Raw genomic sequence first — 20271 nt, 5'->3', positions numbered from 1 at the left:
CCCGCGCGGCAGGCGTGGATGTTCGGACCTGGCCGTGACAAATGTCCCGGGAGCGCACGTGCTGACGCTTCGTCAGGTAAGGGTGCGGGGAGGGTTCCCAACTCCTCCCGCCTCGGCTATACATGGGGTCCACCGACCTAGAACGCGTTCTAGAACGGCCGCGTTCCGGGACGGTCCCGCACGGCCTCGGTGCGACCGACGGTGCGGACGGTCGCACCGAGGTCTTTCCCGCCACCTCGCCCACGAGGAGCAGCAGCCCGATGCCGATCGACCCCGCCAAGGCCGTCGCCGCCGAACCCCGCAGCGCCGAGATCTCCTGGGACCACAAGGACGTCCAGCTCTACCACCTGGGACTGGGAGCCGGCCTGCCCGCGACCGACCCCGACGAGCTCCGCTACACCCTGGAGTCCAGGCTCCACGTCCTCCCCAGCTTCGCCACCGTCGCGGGCGCCGGCATGGGTGTCGTCGGCGGGCTCTCCGCCCCCGGCATCGACATCGACCTCGCCGCCGTCCTGCACGGCGGGCAGTCGGTCACCCTCCACCGGCCCGTCCCCGTCAGCGGCCGGGCCGTCTCCACCTCCCGCGTCGCCGCCGTGTACGACAAGGGCAAGGCCGCCGTCCTCGTCCTGCGCTCCGAGGCCTCCGACGCCGACGGCCCGCTCTGGACGAACGACGCCCAGATCTTCGTACGCGGCGAGGGCGGCTGGGGCGGCGACCGCGGGCCCTCCGAGCGCCTCGCGCTCCCGGACCGGCAGCCCGACGCCACCGTCGAGCGGCCCATCCGCGAGGAACAGGCCCTGCTCTACCGGCTCTCCGGCGACTGGAACCCGCTCCACGCCGACCCCGAGTTCGCCAAGCTCGCCGGCTTCGACCGGCCGATCCTGCACGGCCTTTGCTCGTACGGCATGACCCTCAAGGCCGTCGTCGACACCCTGCTCGACGGGGACGTCACCCGGGTCCGCTCGTACCGCACCCGCTTCGCGGGGATCGTCTTCCCCGGCGAGACCCTGCGCGTCCGGATGTGGGCGGGCGAGGGCGGCGTCCAGGTGACGGTCACCGCCGTGGAGCGCGACGACGCCCCCGTACTCGCCGACACCGTCGTCGAACACTCCTGACACCTCGCCCCATTCCCGTACTCCCGAGGGGAGCCGCACCATGCGCGCAGCCGTACTGCACGAGATCGGCCAGGACAAACTCGAGGTCCTCGACGACGTCGAGGCGGTGGGCTTCGGGCCCGGCAAGGTGCGGATCCGTGTCCGGGCCACCGGCCTCTGCCACTCCGACGTCTCCGCGATGAGCGGTGTCCTCCCGCAGCCCGCCCCCTTCATCCCCGGTCACGAGGGCGCGGGCGAGATCCTCGACATCGGCGACGGCGTCACCGGCCTGACGCCGGGCCAGCGCGTCCTGCTCTGCTGGCTGCCGGCCTGCGGCACCTGTCCCGCCTGCAAGCGCGGCCAGACGCAGCTCTGCCTGGCCGGCTTCATGAACGCCGGCACGCCCAACTTCAAGCGCCCCGGCGGGGACGTCTTCGGCTTCGCCGGCACCGGCACCTTCACCGAGGAGGTCGTCGTCCCCGCGGGCTGCGCCGTCCCGATCCCCGACGACGTGCCCTTCGACATCGCCGCCCTCATCGGCTGCGGCGTCACCACGGGCCTCGGAGCCGCCATCAACACCGCGAAGGTGGAGGCCGGTTCGTCGGTCGCCGTCATCGGCTGCGGCGGCGTCGGCATCTCCGCGATCCAGGGCGCCAAGCTCCAGGGCGCCGCCCAGATCATCGCCGTCGACCCCGTCGCGTCCCGGCGCGAGGCCGCGCTGCGCTTCGGCGCGACGGAGGCCGTCGCCCCGGACGCGCTGGCCGACGCCAAGCAGCGGATCACCGGCGGCGAGGGCTTCGACTACGTCTTCGAGGTCGTCGGCAAGTCCGCCACCGCCCGCACCGCCTACGAGACGACCCGCCGCGGCGGCACCCTCTGCATCGTCGGCGCGGGCGCCCTCGACGACTTCCTCCAGCTCAACATGTTCGAGCTGTTCTTCGACGAGAAGAAGATCCTGCCCTCCATGTACGGCGGCGGGGACGTGCTCACCTCGTACGAGCGGACCATCGCGCTCTGGCGGGCCGGCCGCATCGACCTGGAGTCGCTCATCACCCACCGGGTGCCGCTGGCCGGGATCAACGAGGCACTGGAGCAGATGCGCACGGGCACGGCGCTCCGCACCTGCATCGAGATCTGAGATCCGACACCTGAGAGGACTTCTGCGAGATGTCACTCCCCCTTGAGGGCTTGAGCGCGATCGTCACCGGCGCCGGACGGGGCCTCGGCCGCGCCGAGGCGCTCGAACTGGCCCGGCTCGGCGCGGCCGTCGTCGTCAACGACTACGGACAGGCCGGCCGCGACGGCTCGGGCGAGGCCTCCGCCACGCCCGCCGAGGAGGTCGTCGCGGAGATCCGCGCGGCGGGCGGCCGGGCGGTCGCGCACCTCGGCGACGTCGCCGACTTCGAGACGGCGCGGGGCCTGATCGACCTGGCGGTGTCCGAGTTCGGGAAGCTCGACGTCCTGGTCAACAACGCGGGCATCCTGCGCGACCGGATGGTCTTCTCGATGAGCGAGGACGAGTGGGACTCGGTCGTACGGGTCCACCTCAAGGGCCACTTCAACACCACCCACTTCGCGGCGGTGCACTGGCGTGGCCGGTCCAAGGCGGGGGAGACCGGCGTCTACGGCCGGATCGTCAACACCTCCTCCGAGGCCTTCCTCGCCGGCTCGGCCGGCCAGCCCAACTACGCGGCGGCCAAGGGCGGCATCGTGGGCCTCACGACCTCGTCGGCGCTCGCGCTCGCCCGGTACGGGGTCACGGCCAACGCCATCTGCCCGCGGGCCAGGACCCGTATGACGGAGGACGTCTTCGCGGGCTTCGCCGAGCCGGCGACCGAGGGGGACCTCGATCCGCTGTCCCCCGAGCACGTGGCACCGCTCGTCGGCTACCTCGCCTCCCCGGCGGCGGCCGGGGTCAACGGCCAACTGCTCGTCGTGCACGGCGGGATGGTCGCGGTCGTCGACCGGCCCAGGGTGTCGGCGAAGTTCGACACGGCCAAGGAGGCCTTCACGTACGAGGAACTGGACTCCGTGCTGACCCCGCACTACGCGGCCCGCCCGGCGGGCGAGACCTTCGCCGCGGCGGAGGTGCTGGCCCTGAAGAAGGGCTGACCCGACCGGGGGAGACGGTGGGGAACGGTGAAGGGCCCCGGGGAGACCCGGAGCCCTTCACCTTCACCGTGCTGAACCGCCTGCTGAACCGCCTGCTGGACTGCTCGGTCACTGCCCGTCGGACGGACGGCGGTGGCGCCCGTGCGGCGAGGACGAGGAGTCCTCCGCCGGCGACGCCTCACCGCGGTGCCTTCCGGAGCCGTTCGGTTCCTTACCCTCCGTGCTTGCTTCCGACATGGTGCAACTCACCCCGTACGAATCGGTCTTTCGGTCTTGCTGTGCAGCCCGTGAGTTTAACGAGGCGAACTCCGTCATGTCCCGTCGTACGCGTCGCGGGCCCGGTCGATCGCCTCGACGTGCCGCTCGGCCCAGCCGGCGAGGCCGACCAGCGAGTCGTACAGCTCCCGCGCCATCGGCGTCGCCACGTACTCGACCTTCGGCGGCACCGTCGGGAAGACGGTGCGGGTGAGCAGCCCGTCGCGCTCCAGGTTGCGCAGGGTGAGCGTCAGCATGCGGCGGCTGATGCCCGGGACCTGCCGCTCCAACTCGGTGAAACGGGCCGGGCCCTGCGTCGTGACCAGCAGGACGGCGATGGTCCACTTCCCGCTGACCCTGCCGAGGACGTCGAGCACCGAACAGGCGGCCCGCGCGGCAGGAGATTCGCACTCCTTCACGGCGCTGACCTGGACGGTCACATCGGTGTTCCCCTGAGACATGAATGTGCCTCCTTCCGCCTCGGATCATCGTCCCGGACCATGATCCCTGTCACCGGAACGGAACGGACCAGGGGGAGTCACCATGGCGGACAGGATTCGTGTAGGAGTGGTCGGGGCGCACGCCGAGCGTGGTTGGGGGCGCGCCATCCACCTGCCGGCCCTCGCGGCCTCGCGGGACGACTACGAGATCACCGCGGTCGCCGGGACGAGTGCGGAGTCGGCCCGCGCGGCGGCCGGGGTGTGGGGAGCCCGGCACGCCTTCGACGACGCCCGCGAGCTGATGGCGCACCCCGAGGTCGACCTGGTCACCGTCGCCGTACAACTCCCGCAGCGGGACGGCCTGGTGGACGCGGCGATCGCGGCAGGAAAGCACGTGTACAGCGAGTGGCCGCTGGCCCTCGACGCGGAGACCGCCGAGCGGTTCCGTACGAGCGCGGCGGCGGCCGGCGTCCAGGCCGCGGTCGGGCTCCAGTCCCGCCACCACCCGGCGGTCCGCCATCTACGCGACCTGCTCGCCGAGGGCGCGGTCGGCGAGGTGCTCTCCACCTCGCTCACCTACTCGCTCGCGGCGCCCGAGGTCTGGTCGCAGCGGTACACGGCGCTGTTCGACGAGACGAAGGGCGTCAACCACGTGGCCGTCGTCGGCGGTCACTCCCTCGACATGTACCGGTCGATCGTGGGCGACTTCGCCGAGCTGTCTGCGACCCTGACGACCCGGATCCGCACGGTCACCCTCCAGGAGACCGGCGAGGACATCGAGGTGACCTCGCCGGACCAGATCGTGGTGGCCGGCCTCCTGGAGTCGGGGGCCGCGGCCTCCGCGCACTTCATGACGGGCGGCCCGCGCGGCGACGGCTTCCGTGTCGAGGTGCACGGGCGGACCGGCCGGCTCGTGCTGCGCTCCACCGACGACTCGCTGGTCGGCCCCGAGTTCGTCCTCACACGCGCGACGGCGAACGGCGGTCCCGTCGAGACGCTCACGCTGCCCGCGCGCCACCTCTCCGACGCCGCCGGTCCGGCCCTCGCGCCGGGGCCGGTGAGCAACGTGCGGCAGGTGTACGCGGACCTCGCGCGGGCGATCCGTACGGGCGAGTCCTTCGCGCCCGACTTCGGCACGGCGGTCCGCACGCACCGGCTGCTCGACGCGATCAAGCGGTCCGCCGAGACGGGCGCGCGGCAGCGGCTGGGCTGACCGCCGGTCCGGGCACGGGCTCGGCCTCGTCCGGGCAAGGGCTCGACTCCGTCCCTGCAAGTGCTCGACCTCGCCCGGGCAAGGGCTCGGCCCGGTTCGGGCAAGGGCTCGACCCCGTTCGGGTACGCGCTCGACCCCGTTCGGGTACGCGCTCGACCCGCTCCGGGCGAGGGCTCGGCCCCGGCTCAGTCGGCGGGCTTGCGGTCGGCCAGTGGTGCCTGCTGCAGAGGCACCGGGCGGCACACCCGGGGCTCGTCGGCGACCACGACCACCGGGACCGGTTCCGGCTCGGGCGGTGTCTCCAGGTCCGCGAGCCCGCACGGCGCCCCCGCCGTCGCGTACGGCAGCCGCAGGACGCCCTCGGTGGTCCACAGCCCCGCGCCGGCCAGCCAGCCCGCGGGCGCGGCCGACTGGGCCATCCGGCGGGACGAGGGCTCCCAGGTCCCCACCCAGCTCCCGCCCGCCGCGTCGATCCGCAGCGCCACCGAGCAGCTCTCCGGCATCAGCACCTGCCCGGGCTGCACCGCGAACGGCGTCACGGTCGCGTCCTCGAGCCGCAGGCACTCCGGGAACCGCACCGGCAGCAGGCTGCCGAGCACGCCCCAGCCGAGCCGCTCGCGCCCCGGCGACGGCGCGTCGGAGCCGATGAGGAGCAGCCCGCTGTCCGGGTCGGCGAGGAGCAGCCGGTCGTCGCTCTCCTCGGTGATCTGGAGCAGCGGTGTCACCTCGCCGCCCCGCTCCAGGTCGACGGCGACGGCCTTCACGGGCCCGTCGTCGAGCCGCCGGTCGAGCGCGAGCATCCGGCCCGTGCGGTCGAGCCACACGCCGCCCGCGCAGCGGCCCTTGACCTCGGCGACCTGCTCGGGGCCGAAGGCGCCCCCGGCGACGAGCCACAGCGTCGTCGTGTCGGGGCCGACGCACATCGCGTACGCGCAGATGCCGTCCGGCGAGGGCGGCAGCAGGACGAGCCGCTCGGAGCCCGGCGCCTCCACCGCCCCGAGCTGGAGCTCGCCGGTGGCGGGGCCTGTGGGGTAGAGCAGCGAGAACGTGTTCCGCCGCCCGTCCACGCGGCGGGCGACGAGCACCCGGCCGTCCGCCAGGGGCAGCAGCCGGGTGTGCGGCTCCTCCGGCTGGCCGAGGGGGAGCGGGACGGCGTACGGCTCGGGGCCGTCGAGCGTCCACCGCTCCACGTACAGGGCGTCACCGGCGCCCGCGAGCCTGGCCGCGTACGCGCCGTTGGCCGTGATCGTGAAGCCGGCCGATCCCGGCGACCCGGTGGGGTCCTTGTCGCGGTCGTCGTCCTCGGCCGCGGTCTCGATGGCACACGCTGTCATCGACTCGTCACCTCCGGCCACGAAGCTAGTTTTCGCACTTCCTGCCGAACAACACGAGCAGGGTCACTTCACACATAAGGGTGATCGTGCGGCGGTTCGGCGGATGGGGAGGGGGCGGCTGTGCTGGAGTGACCGGTGATGAGTAAGGTAAGGCGAGCCTAAGCGGAGCCTGTGGCTCCGGCCGGTCGCGCCCGTACCCCTGTTTCCCCGTCACCCGTACGCAGGAGCCTTCTCATGTCCTTCCGCCGTCGTGGCACCGCCGCCGTCGTCGCCCTCGCCGCCGCGCTCTCCCTCGCGGCCTGCGGAGGAGGGGACGGAGGGTCCGACGCCGCCTCCACGAAGGAGGACGCGACCAAGAAGAAGGACGTCGCCACCGGCGGCAAGGACTTCGGCGACGCCGCCGCCAAGACCGCGGCCATGGGCACCGACGCGAAGCCGGGCCAGTTCCCGCGCACGCTCACCCACGCCCTCGGCACGACCGAGCTGAAGGCCGCGCCCAAGCGGGTCGTCGTCCTCGACGTCGGCGAGCTCGACAACGTCGTCTCCCTCGGCGTCCAGCCCGTCGGTTACGCCCCCTCCGAGGGCGACGACGGCATCCCCGGCTACCTCAAGAAGGACGCCGGCACCCCGAAGTCCGTCGGCACCATCAACAACCTCAACCTGGAGGCCATCGCCAACCTCCAGCCCGACCTCATCCTCGGCAGCCAGCTCCGCGCCGCCGACAAGTACGACGAGCTGTCGAAGATCGCGCCGACCGTCTTCTCCATCCGCCCGGGCTTCACCTGGAAGGAGAACTACCTCCTCAACGCCGCCGCGCTGGACAGGTCGGCCGAGGCGAAGACGAAGCTCGCCGCGTACGAGACGAAGGCGAAGCAGCTGGGGACGGACCTCGGTCCGAACAAGCCGACCGTCTCGATGGTCCGCTACCTGCCTGGCAAGATCCGCCTCTACGCCAAGGCCTCCTTCATCGGCACGATCCTGGAGGACACCGGTCTGCCCCGGCCCGAGAACCAGCAGATCGACGAGCTCGCGGCCGAGATCAGCCCGGAGAAGATCGACGAGGCGGACGCCGACTGGATCTTCACCGGCGTCTACGGCGACGCCAAGGCGACCAAGAAGGACGCCGCCCAGGCCAACCCGCTCTGGAAGAACCTCAAGGCCGTCAAGGCCGGCCAGGCCAAGGACGTCCCGGACGAGACCTGGTACCTCGGCCTCGGCGTGACCGCGGCGAACAGCGTCCTCGACGACCTGCGCGCGGACCTCGTGAAGTAGTAGCCCCGGAACCCCCGGCCGCGGGGTTATCCACAGGCCAGAACGGTAGGGCACGTGGGGAAGGTAGCCTTTCCCCCGTGCCCCGTCTGTCTGAAGTCATCGCCGCGCTCGACGCCCTCTGGCCGCCAGAGCGAGCCGAGTCGTGGGACGCCGTCGGCACCGTCTGCGGCGACCCCGACGCCGAGGTCACCCGCGTCCTCTTCGCCGTCGACCCCGTCCAGGAGATCGCCGACGAGGCCGTCGCCCTCGGCGCCGACCTGCTCGTCACCCACCACCCGCTCTATCTGCGCGGTACGACGACGGTCTCGGCCGGCCACTTCAAGGGCCGCGTCGTGCACGACCTCATCAAGCACGACGTCGCCCTCCATGTCGCGCACACCAACGCCGACACCGCCGACCCCGGCGTCTCCGACGCCCTCGCCGGCGCGCTCGACCTCCGCGTCACCGGGCCCCTCGTGGCCGAGAACAACCTCGGCCGGATCTGCGAGCTCGACCACCCCGAGACCCTCGCCGAGTTCGCCGCCCGCGCCGCGAAGCGGCTGCCCGCCACCGCGCAGGGCATCCGGGTCGCCGGCGACCCCGGCATGACCGTCCGCCGCGTCGCCGTCAGCGGCGGCTCGGGCGACAGCCTCTTCGACGCCGTACGGGCCGCGGGCGTGGACGCCTTCCTCACCGCCGACCTGCGCCACCACCCGGTCTCCGAGGCCACCCAGCAGTCCCTGCTGGGCCTGGTCGACGCCGCCCACTGGGCCACCGAATGGCCCTGGTGCGAGCAGGCCGCCGCCCAGCTCGACGAGATTTCCGACCGCCATGGCTGGGGCCTCCGCGTCCACGTCTCGAAGACGGTCACCGACCCCTGGTCCTCCCACCACACCTCCCCTGGAGCCCCCAACTGAACGCCGCGCCCGCCGACCAGATCCGCCTCCTCGACGTCCAGTCGCTGGACGTCCGACTCCAGCAGCTCGCCCACAAGCGCAAGTCGCTGCCCGAGCACGCCGAGATCGAGTCGCTGAACAAGGACCTCACGCAGCTGCGCGACCTGCTCGTCGCCGCGCAGACCGAGGAGAGCGACTGCGGCCGTGAGCAGACCAAGGCCGAGCAGGACGTCGACCAGGTCCGCCAGCGCGCCCAGCGCGACCAGCAGCGCCTCGACTCCGGCGCCGCCTCCCCGCGCGACCTGGAGAACCTCCAGCGCGAGCTCGTCTCCCTCGCCAAGCGCCAGGGCGACCTGGAGGAGATCGTCCTGGAGGTCATGGAGCGCCGCGAGTCCGCCCAGGAGCGCGTCTCCGAGCTGACCGAGCGGGTCTCCGCCGTCCAGAGCAAGACCGACGACGCCATCGCCCGGCGCGACGCCGCCCAGGGCCAGCTGGACGCCGAGGCCGCCTCCGTCACCAAGGAGCGCGAGCTCGTCGCGGGCTCCGTCCCGGCCGACCTGCTCAAGCTGTACGAGAAGCTGCGCGAGCAGCAGGGCGGCGTGGGCGCGGCGCGCCTCTACCAGCGCAAGTGCGAGGGCTGCCACATCGAGCTCAACATCACCGAGCTGAACGACGTCAGGGCCGCCGCCCGCGACGCCGTCGTCCGGTGCGAGAACTGCCGCCGGATCCTGGTCCGCACCTCGGAGTCCGGTCTGTAATGACGCCTGCTCGTGAGGTGATCGTCGAGGCGGACGGGGGCTCCCGGGGCAACCCGGGGCCCGCCGGTTACGGGGCCGTGGTCCTGGACCCGGTGACGGGCGAGACGCTCGCGGAGGCGGCCGAGTACATCGGCGTGGCGACGAACAACGTCGCCGAGTACAAGGGCCTGGTGGCGGGGCTCACGGCGGCCCGGGCGCTCTTCCCGGACGCCACCGTCCACGTCCGCATGGACTCCAAGCTGGTCGTCGAGCAGATGTCCGGCCGCTGGAAGATCAAGCACCCGGACATGAAGCCGCTGGCGGCCCAGGCGGGGCGGATCTTCCCGGCCGGCCAGGTCCGCTACGAGTGGATCCCGCGCGAGCTGAACAAGCACGCGGACCGGCTCGCGAACGAGGCGATGGACGCGGGCAAGCAGGGCCGCCAGTGGGAGCCGTCCGCCTCGACGGCCGCCCTGGGCGCGGCCGGTGCCGCGGTCCTGGCGCCGTCGGGCCCTCCCGGCGACGCGACGGCGGGCGCGGCCCGCGCGCGGGCCGCGCTTGCGGGGACCTCAGGGACCGGGGCCTCCGGGACCTCCGGGTCCGGGACCTCGCAGCAGCCCGAGGACGGGCTGTTCACCCCCGACGAGGCCGTCGCGGCCCAGGCCCGCGCCTCCCTCGCCTCGGCGGCACGGACCGAGGCGATCACCCACGAGGCCATCACTCACGAGGGTGCCGCCCACGGGCAGGCCGCCCACGAGGCGACCACCCACGAGGAGACCACCCACGAGGAGACGGTCTCCGCCGCTCCCCTCCAGGGCTGGTCCGGCGGGCCCGACATGAGCGCGCCGGCGACGTTCGTGCTGCTGCGCCACGGCGAGACCGCGCTCACGCCCGAGAAGCGGTTCTCGGGGAGCGGGGGCACCGACCCCGAGCTGTCGGCGGCCGGACTGCGCCAGGCCGAGGCCGTCGCCGAGGCGCTCGCGGCGCGCGGCACCGTCCAGGAGATCGTCACCTCGCCCCTGACCCGCTGCCGCCAGACCGCCGCCGCCGTCGCCGCCCGCCTCGGGCTCGACGTGCGGGTCGAGCGCGGGCTGCGCGAGACGGACTTCGGGGCTTGGGAGGGTCTGACCTTCGGCGAGGTCCGCGCGAAGTACCCGGAAGACCTCGACGCCTGGCTGGCCTCCCCGAAGGCCGCGCCGACCGGCGGCGGCGAGAGCTTCGCGGCCGTCGCCCGGCGCGTCGCGGCGACCCGTGACCGGCTGACCGCCGACCACGCGGGCCGTACCGTCCTCCTCGTCACCCACGTCACCCCGATCAAGACCCTGGTCCGGCTCGCGCTCGGCGCCCCGCCGGAGTCGCTGTTCCGTATGGAGCTGTCGGCGGCCTCGATCTCGGCGGTGGCCTACTACGCCGACGGCAACGCGTCCGTACGGCTCCTCAACGACACCTCGCACCTGCGCTGAGTCACGGCGGGCCGCGCCGTATAGGGCTGGACGCCCCACCCGGGGCGTACCAACATCACCGTTCATGACGTGGACCTTCACCGAGGACGCCGCCGCCTTCCGGGCCGCCGCCGCCGACCTGCTGGCCGCCGAGGCGGCCCGTAACACCGCCGTGCTCACCCTCATGGACTCCGCGGACCGGCTCGGCTGGTGGGCCGAGCCGGACGGCCGGGTCACCGGGGTGGTCGCGGTGTCCCCGCCGGGCGAACCGTCCTTCGGGGCCGTGACCGTGGAGGCGGCGCGCGCCCTCGCGCTCCCGGCGGGGGAGGAGCCGACGGTCGTACGGGGCGAGGCGGCGGCCGTCGAGGCCTTCGCGGAGGCGTTCTCCGAGGCCACCGGCCGCCCCTGGACGACCACCGTCCGGATGCGGCTCTTCCGGCTCGGCGAACTGGTCCCGCCGGACCCGGCCCCGGTCGGCCGCGCCCGGGTCGCCGCCGAGGCGGACATTCCGTTCGTCGCCGCCTGGGCGCGGGAGTTCGCCCGGGACATCGGGGAGGACGTCACGGACAAGGACTTCACCGGGCACGTCACGGAACGGATCACCGACGGCCGCCTCGTTCTCTGGGAGACACCTGACGGCCGCCCCGTGTCGATGGCGTCCGTCTCGCGCATGATCGAGGGCCAGGCCCGCGTCCACCTCGTCTACACCCCGCCCGCCGAGCGCGGACGCGGTTACGCGGCCGGCGCCACCGAGGCGGTCAGCCGCGCCGCCCGCGACGGCGGCGCCGCCCAGGTCCTCCTCTTCACCGACCTCGCCAACCCCACCAGCAACGCCCTCTACCAGCGGCTCGGCTACCGCCCGGTGACCGATCACCTGGGAGTCGCGTTCACCGGCCCCGACCGCTGACCGGAGCCCGCAGCGCCGCCGCCCCGCGTGCCAGCGCCTCGACGCGGGGCCAGTCGCGGGCCGCGAGGGCGTCGGGCGGCAGCATCCACGTACCGCCGACGCAGCCGACGTTCGGGAGGGACAGGTAGACGGGGGCGGAGGTGAGGGAGACGCCGCCCGTCGGGCAGAAGCGGGCCTGCGGGAGCGGGCCCGCGAGGGACTTCAGGTACGGGACGCCGCCAGCCGCCTCCGCCGGGAAGAACTTCATGTCCCCCACCCCGCGTTCGAGCAGCGCCACGACCTCCGAGGCCGTCGCGACGCCCGGCAGGAAGGGCACGCCCGACTCCCGCAGCGCGCCCAGGAGCCGCTCGGTCCACCCCGGACTCACCAGGAACCGGGCCCCCGCGCCGACCGCGTCCGCGACCCCGGCGGCGGAGACGACCGTGCCCGCGCCGACGACCGCCTCCGGCACCTCGGCCGCGATCGCCCGGACGGCGTCGAGCGCGGCGGGGGTGCGGAGGGTGACCTCGATCAGCGGTAGCCCGCCGGCGACCAGGGCGCGGGCCAGCGGGACGGCGTCGGCGGCGTCCTCGATCACGACCACAGGGACGACAGGGGACTCCGGGGCAAGGTCGAACACGCTCGTCATGGGCCTTATCGTGCCCACGGCGAGCGTCTCACGCAACGAGTGTTGCGCAGGGTGCAATGGTCGGGGGTTAGTGGATCTCGTCCACCAGGACGTCGAGCGCGCCCGCCCTGCCGCCGTCCTCCACCACGTACCCCAGGTCCCGCAGCGCCACCGCCAGTTCCGCCGGCGACCCCGGCTCCGCGCCCGCCTCCAGGAGGCTCCGCACGATCCGGCCCTTCGTCGCCTTGTTGAAGTGACTGACGACCTTCCGGGTCGGCGCGTGCAGCACCCGCACCGTCGCCGTCCGTGCCGCCACCTCGCCCTTCGGCTTCCACGCCGACGCGTACGCCGACGAGCGCAGATCCAGGACGAGACCGTCCCCGGCCGCCTCCGGCAGCACGGACGCCATCGCGCCCCGCCAGTGCGTGCCCAGCGCACCGAGCCCCGGCAGCTTGACCCCCATCGAGCAGCGGTACGAGGGAATCCGGTCCGTCACCCGCACCGCGCCCCACAGGCCCGAGAAGACGAGCAGGGACCGCCCCGCCCGCTTCCGGACGGCCGCGTCCAGGGTCGCCAGACCCAGCGCGTCGTACAGGACACCCGTGTAGATCTCGCCCGCCGGGCGCGCGCCCGCCGTCCGCAGCTCCACGTTCTTCGCGACCTCGCCGCGCAGCCCCTCGCTCAGCCCGAGGACCTCCCGCGCCTTCTCCTCGTCGGCCGCGCACAGCTCGACCAGCTCGTCCAGGACCGCCGCCCGCGCCTCCGCGAGCCCCGGCAGGGACAGCGACTCCGGCTTGAGCGGCGCCCCGCGCCCCGAGGAGGCCTTGCCTTCGGAGGGCGGCAACAGCACGAGCACGGTGGTTCTCCTTCGTCCGTACGGGGATGGGGGTGCGGCCCCGGCCACCAGCGTACGAGGTGCCGCACCCCGCCCCCGGCCATAGTCTCGGTCCATGCCACGCCGCCACATCCACGTGACCGGCGCAGCCGAGGCTCCGCTGCGGGCCGCCCTGCGCGCACTCCGTACCGAGCTCGCCGTCCCCGAGGCCTTCCCGCCAGCCGTCCTCGCCGAGGCCGAGGCCGCCGCGAAGGCGCCCCGGATCCCCGCGTACGACGCCACCGACCTGCCGTTCCTCACGATCGACCCGCCGACCTCCACCGACCTCGACCAGGCCATGCACCTGACCCGGCGGGCCGACGGCGGCTACCGCGTCCACTACGCCATCGCCGACGTCGCGGCCTTCGTCGCCCCCGGCTCCGCGCTCGACGCCGAGGCCCACCGGCGGGTCCTCACCCTCTACTTCCCCGACGCCAGGATCCCCCTACACCCCGCCGTCCTCTCCGAGGGCGCCGCCAGCCTCCTCCCCGGCGAGCCCCGCCCCGCGCTGCTCTGGCGGATCGACCTCGACGCCGAGGGGCGCAGGGTCGCCACCGACGTCCGCCGCGCCCTCGTCCGCAGCCGCGCCAAGCTCGACTACGCGGGCGTGCAGCGGCAGATCGACTCCGGCACGGCCGAGGAACCCCTCGCCCTCCTCCGCGAGATCGGACGGCTCCGCGAGGCCCTCGAAGCCGAGCGCGGCGGGATCTCCCTCAGCGTCCCCGAGCAGGAGATCGTCGAGAGCGACCACACGTACTCCCTCGCCTATCGGGCGCCGCTCCCCGCCGACGGCTGGAACGCCCAGATCTCCCTGCTCACCGGCATGGCCGCCGCCGACCTCATGACCGCCGCGGGCACCGGCATCCTCCGCACCCTGCCCACCGCCCCCGACGGCGCCGTCTCCCGGCTGCGCCGCTCCGCGCGCGCCCTCGGCGTCGACTGGCCGCACCACGTCTCGTACGCGGACGTCGTCCGCTCCGCCGACCCCACGAACCCGCGCCACGCCGCCTTCCTGCAGGAGTGCACCACCCTCCTGCGCGGCGCCGGATACACCGTCTTCACCGACGGCCACATCCCCACGCCGGCCGTGCACGCCGCCGTCGCCGACGAGTACACGCACTGCACCGCGCCGCTGCGTCGGCTCGTCGACCGGTACGCGGGCGAGCTGTGCGTGGCGGCGGTGGCGGGGAACGAACCGCCCGAGTGGGTACGGGCCGCGCTGCCCGCGCTCCCCGACGAGATGGCGGCCGGCTCGCGCCGCGCCAACACCGTCGAGCGCGAGAGCGTCGACATCGTCGAGGCGGCGCTCCTGAAGGAGCGGATCGGCGAGGTCTTCGAGGCGTACGTGATCGACGTGAAGGAGCGCGAACCGGCCGTCGGCACCGTCCACCTGGAGGACCCGGCGGTCGTCGCCCGGATCACGGGCGGCACCTCCGAGCTGCCCCTGGGGGAGTGGCTGCGGGTCAGGCTCGCGGCGGCGGACCCGGGCTCGGCAAAGGTGCTGTTCGCGCCCGCGTGAGGGCGCCGAGGAACTCACGGGGGTCGTCGGCGTGGATCCGGACGATCCGTACGGGCCGGGGCGCGCCGAGCAGCCGGGGCACGTCGACGGGCTCCGTCAGCTCGACGGTGACGGAGGTCCGCGAGCCGACGGCGAGGTTCAGCTCGCCGTCGGCCTTCTCGTGCGAGAACAGCGACTCGCGCCGGACGGAGGCGATCAGACCGAGCGGTACGGCCACGTCGACGTGCGCGGCCTGCCGAAGCCGCAGGACGTCACCGGTCAGCACGTGCGGCCGGGTCACGGAGGCCGCGTGCAGGCCAAGCACGAACAGCACGGTGTAGACGTCGAGGACGAGGACGACGGCGTGGACGGCGGGCCAGTCGGCGAGCAGGTAGGACATGCCGACCGTCTCGACCAGGCAGACGAACGCGAAGCCGTACATCAGGGCGGCCTGGTCGCGGGCGTGCGGGAAGACGCCGTCCACGCCGGCGACGCCGTGCGGCCGGCGCGCGACCCACCGCACCAGGCTCGTCATCAGCCGCAGCTCGTGCCCGACGAGCCGGAGCACCGACTCGGGTACGAGCTCCGCCACGGCCTCCCGGGCGGAGAGCCCGCGCCGCCGCAGCCGGAGGTAGAGGGCCCCCTCGGCCGCCACGAGCACCACGACCAGTGCCTCGGCGACGGCGAGGACGACCCCGGGTATCCGCACCCCGCCGACCAGACAGACGGCGAGGACGAGCTCGGCGGGCAGCGCGGTGTACGCGACGAGCCGCAGGACCCGGAGGAGCCCGGCCTCGACGCCACGGCGGCCGGTCACCGGTCCCCCTCCAGCCGCTCCCGCACCAAACGCAGCGCGAGGCGGACGGCGGCGGCCTGGGCCGGGGCGAGATCGTCGAAGAACACGTCCGCGAGGCCACCCGCGCCCTCGGCCGGCAGCTCCACGCCCGCCTCGTCCGGCAGACAGTCGGCGAGCACCCGGGCGGCCTCGGCCACCCGAGGGTCGTCTTGCTCCGCCCCGGCGAGGGCGTCGAGCCGCGCGTACACCTCGTGCGCGGACGCGGCGGTCCCGTGGAGCAGGCCGATCAGCCTGCCCCGCTCCTCCTCCGGGACGACGGTGTCGAGCAGGGCCAGGATCTCGCGGTCCTTCGCCGCCATGGGCGAGTCGGACACCGGACCGAGACCCGCGAGAAGCTCACCGAGCTCCGCCGACACAGGCCCCTCGGCGGGCAGCAGCCCGTCCCGCGCCCGGTCGAGCAGCGCGGCGAGCCGCTCCCGCCGCTCCCGGACGACCGCCTCCTGTCGGGCGAGATCCTCCTCCAGCTCCCGGAGCACCTCCACGAGCCCCCGCCCCTCGTCGTCCGCCAGCACCCCCCGCACCTCGTCGAGCCCGAGCCCCAGCTCTGTCAGCCGACGGATCCGCGCGAGCAGCACGGCGTCCCGGATCCCGTACTCCCGGTACCCGTTGGCCCGCCGCGGGGGCTCGGGCAGCAGCCCCGACTGGTGGTAGTGCCGCACGGCCCTCGGGGTGACCCCGACGAGCGCGGCGATCTCGCCGATACGCATGGCCCCCAGTAGAAACCCTGACGTCGCGGCAAGGTCAAGCGGTCGCTCCGGGGCACGCCCCCGATCATGTGCCACGATCGGGGGAACGACCCCGATCACAGGGACGGCGGGTGCCTCGATGTCCGACGATCACGACATGACTGCCATGCCGCACGAACCGCTTACGCAGGCGGACGTCCTGCTGGAGGGCTTCCTGGCTCTGGACACGCCGGAGGGCTTCCGCGCGGAGTTGATCGAGGGGGAGATCGTCGTGACACCGCCGCCGGACGGGGACCACGAGAAGTACATCAGCCGCGTCCTGCGCCAGGTAGTCAGGAAATCTCTGGTCGACATGGACGCCTCGGGGAACAAGGGCCTCAAGGCGTCCGGCGCCGCCGTGGAACGCCTCAGGAACCATGTCATCCCGGACCTCACGTTCGCCCCCGTCGACGCCGACCTGTTCGCGGGCGCCGATCCCTGGATGCCCTGCGACGGGGTCGCGATGGTCCTGGAGGTCACCTCCAGCCGCCCGAACGCCGACCGGGAGAGCAAGCGCCTCTGCTACGCCCGGGGCGGCATCCCGCTCTACCTGCTGGTCGACCGTGACACCTCCACGGTGACGCTCTTCACCGACCCGGACCGCGACGACTACCGAGAGCACCACGCCGTACCGTTCGGCAAGTCACTCCCGCTCCCCGCCCCCTTCGGCTTCGACCTGGAGACGGCCGAGTTCCTCTGAGGCCGGCCCTCTCCGAATCGGCGGGTAGCATGGTCGGCACGGCAGACGAGCCGGGCGGACGGCCGCGTGGAGATCCTCGGATCTCCCCGAGGAACGTCCGGGCTCCACAGAGCAGGGTGGTGGCTAACGGCCACCCGGGGTGACCCGCGGGACAGTGCCACAGAAAACAGACCGCCGGGGACCTCGGTCCTCGGTAAGGGTGAAACGGTGGTGTAAGAGACCACCAGCGCCTGAGGTGACTCAGGCGGCTAGGTAAACCCCACTCGGAGCAAGGTCAAGAAGGGACACCTCGGTGTCCCTGCGCGGACGTTCGAGGGCTGCTCGCCCGAGTTCGCGGGTAGACCGCAGGAGGCCGGCGGCAACGCCGGTCGTAGATGGATGGCCGTCGCCCCGACGACCGCGAGGTCCCGGGGCACAGAACCCGGCGTACAGCCCGACTCGTCTGTCGGCCGACCGGGGAAGGGCCTCCGACCGGGTTTCGACCCGGCCGGAGGCCCTTTCGGCTTTCCGGTGACGGAACCCACGCTCGCTGGATCCGGCCCCCGGGCCGCTTCAGAACTGCTCCAGTGGTGCGCTATCGCCCGGGGTGACCTTCTTCACGGCAGCAGTCGACGTTGTGAAGAAGGAGAGGGTTCCCACGATGGCCTCCATCGACGTACCGCCCACGGGTTCCGGGGTGACACACGGCCATCCGGGACGGACCGCCGCCGTCGCCGCGGTGGCCGTGTTCATGGTCTCCCTGGACAACCTGGTCGTGACGACCGCGCTTCCCGAGCTCCGGGACAGCCTGCACGCGAGCCTCAGCGCCCTGGAGTGGACGGTCAACTCCTTCACCCTGGTCTTCGCCGTGCTGCTGCTGTCCGCCGCGGTCGTCGCCGACCGCTTCGGACGCAAGCGGCTCTTCACCCTCGGCATCGCCGTCTTCACCGCCGGCTCGGTGATGTCCGCGCTCGCCCCCGGCATGGGGATGCTCATCGCCGGACGCGGTGTGCAGGGCATCGGCGCCGCGATCGTCCTGCCCCTCACGCTGACCCTGCTCTCGGCCGCGTACCCGCCGGAGAAGCGCGGAGCCGCGCTCGGCATCTGGGGCGCGGTCGGCGGACTCGCCGTCGCGCTCGGGCCCGTCGTCGGCGGCCTGGTCATCAACTACCTGTCCTGGCAGTGGATCTTCTGGATCAACGTGCCGATCGGCGTCGCCCTGCTCGCCCTCGCGCCCAGCTGGCTCGCCGAGAGCCACGGCGAGCGCAAGCCGCTCGACCTGGCCGGCACCGTCCTCGCCAGCGTCGGCATGCTCGGCCTCGTCTTCGGCCTCGTCGAGGGCAACGCGGCCGGCTGGACCAGCGCGCGGGTCCTCGGCAGCTTCGCCGTCGGCGTCCTCTCGTTCGTCGCCTTCCTCGTGTGGGAGAGCCGCGCCACGCACCCGATGATGCCGCTCTCCCTCTTCCGCAACCGCGGCTTCAACGCCATCAACGGCGTCTCGCTCCTCATGTACTTCGGCATGTTCGGCTCGATCTTCCTGGTCACCCAGTACGTGCAGACCGTGCAGGGCGCCTCGCCGCTCGGCGCCGGCGTCCGGCTGCTCGCCTGGACCGGCATGACGCTCATCGCCGCGCCCATCGGCGGTGTCCTCTCCGACAAGATCGGCGGCCGGCCGATCGTCATCGCCGGCATGGTCCTCCAGGCCGCGGGCCTCGCGCTCATCGCCGCCACCGTCACCGAGACCTCCGGGTTCCTGACGCTGCTCCCCGCCTTCGTGCTCAACGGCCTCGGCATGGGGCTCTACTTCGGGCCCGCCGCCAACCTGGCGCTCGGCGCCGTACGCCGCGAGGAGGAAGGCATCGCCTCCGGCGTCAACAACGCCATCAGGGAGCTCGGCGGCGTCTTCGGAGTGGCCGTCCTCGCCGCGGTCTTCGCCTCCCACGGCGGCTACACCGACGCGCACACCTTCGTCGACGGCATGGTCACCGCCCTGTGGATCGGCGCGGCCGCCGTCGCCGTCGCGGCCGTCTGGTCGCTGTGGCTCGACGGACGCGAGGACGAGCCCGCCTCCGCCGGCCAGGACGCGGCCTCCGGTGGTCAGGGCGGGAGCGAGAAGGCCTCCGGGTCGTCCGCCGAGCGTCCCGTCCAGGAGCCGGTGGGCGCGCGGGGCTGACCGACCGCCCCCGTACACAGCCCGAGCATCCCGTGGAGGGACCCAGTTGAGGTACGAACGCGACATCTTCGTCGCCGGGGTCGGCAGCAGCGTCCCGGCAACCCGCCGGGTGCGCGACGCCGTCGCCCAAGGACGGATCGACGAGCGCACCGCCCGGCAGATGCGGATGGACAGCGTCGCGGTGTCCGCGTCCGAACCCGGACCGGTGCTCGCCGCCACGGCCGGCCGGCAGGCCATGGCCCACGCCGGCCTCGGCCCCGCGGACATCGACCTGCTGCTGCACGCCACCGTGCACTACCAGGGCCACGACCTGTGGCCGCCCGCCTCGTACGTCCAGCGCGAGGTGCCGTGCGGCGAGGGCCCCGCCCTGGAAGTGCGGCAGATGTCCAACGGCGGCATGGCCGCGCTCGACCTCGCCGCCGGATACCTCCTCGGCGGCGACAGCAGGTCGGCCGCGCTGCTCACGGCCGGAGACCGGTTCTGCGAACCGGCCTTCGACCGGTGGCGCTCGGACCCGGGCACCCTCTACGGCGACGCCGGGGCCGCCCTCGTGCTCTCCCGGCGCGCCGGGTTCGCCCGGCTGCTCAGCCTCGCCACCGTCGCCGATCCCGAACTGGAGGGCATGCACCGGGGCGACGACCCGTTCGGCACGGCGCCGTTCGGCCGGCACCCCGTCGTCGACATGGAACGCCACAAGCGGGCCTACGTCGGCGGGGCGGGCATGTCGTTCACCGTCGCCCGCGTCGCCGCCGGACAGCGTGCCGCCCTCAAACGGGCGCTCGCGGAGGCCGACGTCACCCTCGACCGGATCGACCGGTTCGTCCTGCCGAACCTGGGGTGGCGCCGCCTCGACGCCGCCTTCTTCCAGCCCTTCGGCATCCCCGAGGAGCGCACCGTCTTCGACTGGGGCCGCACCGTGGGCCACCTCGGCGCCGCCGACCAGTTCGCGGCCCTCGCGCACCTCGCCGCCACGGGCGGACTCCGGCCCGGCGAGCACGTCCTGCTCGCCGGCGTCGGGGCCGGCTTCACCTGGTCCTGCGCCGTCGTCCGCGTCCTCGACACCCCGCCGGTCCCGCCGGCCGCCGTCCCTCCCGTGCCACCCGCCGTTCCCGCCGCCCCGCCCGCATCCACCTCCGTGGAAGGACAACAGAAGTGACCCGATCCGTACGCGTCGCACG

Annotated in this window: 19 protein-coding genes and 1 other RNA gene; 14 read left to right on the top strand and 6 right to left on the bottom strand. The window is 73.5% G+C overall.

Translation table 11 applies throughout. From position 1 onward, the window contains the following. The first annotated feature begins 260 nt into the window (after positions 1–260). Genes ACWFR1_RS06180 through ACWFR1_RS06170 form a run of 3 tightly spaced genes read left to right on the top strand, consistent with a single transcriptional unit; the run spans position 261 to position 3206 of the window. Positions 261–1115: a MaoC/PaaZ C-terminal domain-containing protein gene (locus ACWFR1_RS06180; protein WP_453547035.1), complete on the top strand. Its 855-nt coding sequence runs from the start codon at positions 261–263 to the stop codon at positions 1113–1115. Between the two features lie 40 nt (positions 1116–1155). After that, positions 1156–2232: a Zn-dependent alcohol dehydrogenase gene (locus tag ACWFR1_RS06175; RefSeq protein WP_453547033.1), complete on the top strand. Its 1077-nt coding sequence runs from the start codon at positions 1156–1158 to the stop codon at positions 2230–2232. Positions 2233–2261: 29 nt separating this feature from the next. Continuing rightward, positions 2262–3206 carry a 3-oxoacyl-ACP reductase gene (locus ACWFR1_RS06170; RefSeq protein WP_453547031.1) on the top strand — a complete coding sequence of 315 codons (945 nt, stop codon included), beginning with the start codon at positions 2262–2264 and terminating at the stop codon, positions 3204–3206. Between the two features lie 311 nt (positions 3207–3517). Here the strand turns inward: ACWFR1_RS06170 and ACWFR1_RS06165 are convergent, their stop codons facing one another. Beyond that, entirely contained in the window at positions 3518–3922 is a 405-nt protein-coding gene (locus tag ACWFR1_RS06165; protein WP_453547028.1) for a winged helix-turn-helix transcriptional regulator, read from the bottom strand. Between the two features lie 82 nt (positions 3923–4004). Between ACWFR1_RS06165 and ACWFR1_RS06160 the strand changes: the two genes are divergently transcribed. Then, on the top strand, positions 4005–5114 hold the full coding sequence (locus tag ACWFR1_RS06160; protein ID WP_453547027.1) for a Gfo/Idh/MocA family protein: 1110 nt from the start codon (positions 4005–4007) through the stop codon (positions 5112–5114). Between the two features lie 185 nt (positions 5115–5299). Here ACWFR1_RS06160 and ACWFR1_RS06155 read toward each other — a convergent pair whose 3' ends face one another. Then, complete coding sequence (locus ACWFR1_RS06155; protein ID WP_453547025.1) at positions 5300–6448, bottom strand: hypothetical protein; 1149 nt, start codon at positions 6446–6448, stop codon at positions 5300–5302. A gap of 234 nt (positions 6449–6682) precedes the next feature. Between ACWFR1_RS06155 and ACWFR1_RS06150 the strand changes: the two genes are divergently transcribed. The 5 genes from ACWFR1_RS06150 to ACWFR1_RS06130 all read left to right on the top strand — a co-directional run bounded on the left by ACWFR1_RS06150 (position 6683) and on the right by ACWFR1_RS06130 (position 11681). Next, complete coding sequence (locus tag ACWFR1_RS06150) at positions 6683–7720, top strand: ABC transporter substrate-binding protein (RefSeq protein WP_453547022.1); 1038 nt, start codon at positions 6683–6685, stop codon at positions 7718–7720. 77 nt (positions 7721–7797) lie between these two features. Continuing rightward, a complete protein-coding gene (locus ACWFR1_RS06145; protein ID WP_453547020.1) occupies positions 7798–8616 on the top strand; it encodes a Nif3-like dinuclear metal center hexameric protein in 819 nt (272 codons plus the stop codon). Then, complete coding sequence (locus ACWFR1_RS06140) at positions 8613–9353, top strand: zinc ribbon domain-containing protein (RefSeq protein WP_453547259.1); 741 nt, start codon at positions 8613–8615, stop codon at positions 9351–9353. Before ACWFR1_RS06145 ends, ACWFR1_RS06140 begins: the two co-directional genes overlap by 4 nt. Next, positions 9353–10795 carry a bifunctional RNase H/acid phosphatase gene (locus tag ACWFR1_RS06135; protein WP_453547018.1) on the top strand — a complete coding sequence of 481 codons (1443 nt, stop codon included), beginning with the start codon at positions 9353–9355 and terminating at the stop codon, positions 10793–10795. Before ACWFR1_RS06140 ends, ACWFR1_RS06135 begins: the two co-directional genes overlap by 1 nt. Positions 10796–10859: 64 nt before the next feature. Beyond that, positions 10860–11681, top strand: coding sequence for a GNAT family N-acetyltransferase (locus ACWFR1_RS06130; protein WP_453547016.1), 822 nt, complete (start codon positions 10860–10862; stop codon positions 11679–11681). Here the strand turns inward: ACWFR1_RS06130 and eda are convergent. Both eda and yaaA read right to left on the bottom strand, forming a co-directional pair. Continuing rightward, on the bottom strand, positions 11662–12309 hold the full coding sequence (eda, locus tag ACWFR1_RS06125) for a bifunctional 4-hydroxy-2-oxoglutarate aldolase/2-dehydro-3-deoxy-phosphogluconate aldolase (protein WP_453547013.1): 648 nt from the start codon (positions 12307–12309) through the stop codon (positions 11662–11664). The genes ACWFR1_RS06130 and eda overlap by 20 nt on opposite strands. Before the next feature lie 67 nt (positions 12310–12376). Next, positions 12377–13144 carry a peroxide stress protein YaaA gene (yaaA, locus tag ACWFR1_RS06120; protein WP_453547010.1) on the bottom strand — a complete coding sequence of 256 codons (768 nt, stop codon included), beginning with the start codon at positions 13142–13144 and terminating at the stop codon, positions 12377–12379. Positions 13145–13238: 94 nt separating this feature from the next. Between yaaA and ACWFR1_RS06115 the strand changes: the two genes are divergently transcribed. Continuing rightward, positions 13239–14681: an RNB domain-containing ribonuclease gene (locus ACWFR1_RS06115; RefSeq protein WP_453547008.1), complete on the top strand. Its 1443-nt coding sequence runs from the start codon at positions 13239–13241 to the stop codon at positions 14679–14681. On the opposite strand, the gene ACWFR1_RS06110 is transcribed toward ACWFR1_RS06115, so the two are convergent. Continuing rightward, positions 14626–15477 (bottom strand): hypothetical protein, encoded by an 852-nt coding sequence (locus tag ACWFR1_RS06110; protein ID WP_453547005.1) that lies wholly within the window; start codon positions 15475–15477, stop codon positions 14626–14628. The genes ACWFR1_RS06115 and ACWFR1_RS06110 overlap by 56 nt on opposite strands. Next, positions 15474–16223, bottom strand: a complete 750-nt coding sequence (locus ACWFR1_RS06105) for a MerR family transcriptional regulator (RefSeq protein WP_453547003.1) — start codon at positions 16221–16223, stop codon at positions 15474–15476. The genes ACWFR1_RS06110 and ACWFR1_RS06105 overlap by 4 nt, the downstream gene beginning before the upstream one ends. 136 nt (positions 16224–16359) lie before the next feature. Here ACWFR1_RS06105 and ACWFR1_RS06100 point away from each other — a divergent pair, with 136 nt between their 5' ends. The 4 genes from ACWFR1_RS06100 to ACWFR1_RS06085 all read left to right on the top strand — a co-directional run bounded on the left by ACWFR1_RS06100 (position 16360) and on the right by ACWFR1_RS06085 (position 20249). Next, the gene (locus ACWFR1_RS06100; RefSeq protein ID WP_453547001.1) at positions 16360–16941 is read left to right on the top strand and encodes a Uma2 family endonuclease; all 582 of its coding nucleotides are present in this window, start codon (positions 16360–16362) and stop codon (positions 16939–16941) included. 46 nt (positions 16942–16987) lie between these two features. After that, positions 16988–17386, top strand: an RNA gene (gene rnpB, locus ACWFR1_RS06095) — RNase P RNA component class A. A 195-nt stretch (positions 17387–17581) separates the two neighbouring features. Further along, positions 17582–19093: a DHA2 family efflux MFS transporter permease subunit gene (locus tag ACWFR1_RS06090; RefSeq protein WP_453546999.1), complete on the top strand. Its 1512-nt coding sequence runs from the start codon at positions 17582–17584 to the stop codon at positions 19091–19093. Between the two features lie 46 nt (positions 19094–19139). Continuing rightward, a complete protein-coding gene (locus ACWFR1_RS06085) occupies positions 19140–20249 on the top strand; it encodes a ketoacyl-ACP synthase III family protein (protein ID WP_453546997.1) in 1110 nt (369 codons plus the stop codon). The last annotated feature ends 22 nt before the right edge of the window (positions 20250–20271 follow it).

The sequence above is a fragment of the Streptomyces sp. NPDC055103 genome (genome assembly GCF_053607625.1).
The sequence above is the reverse complement of the archived record's forward strand: the minus strand, read 5'-3'. Positions and strand labels throughout refer to the sequence as shown.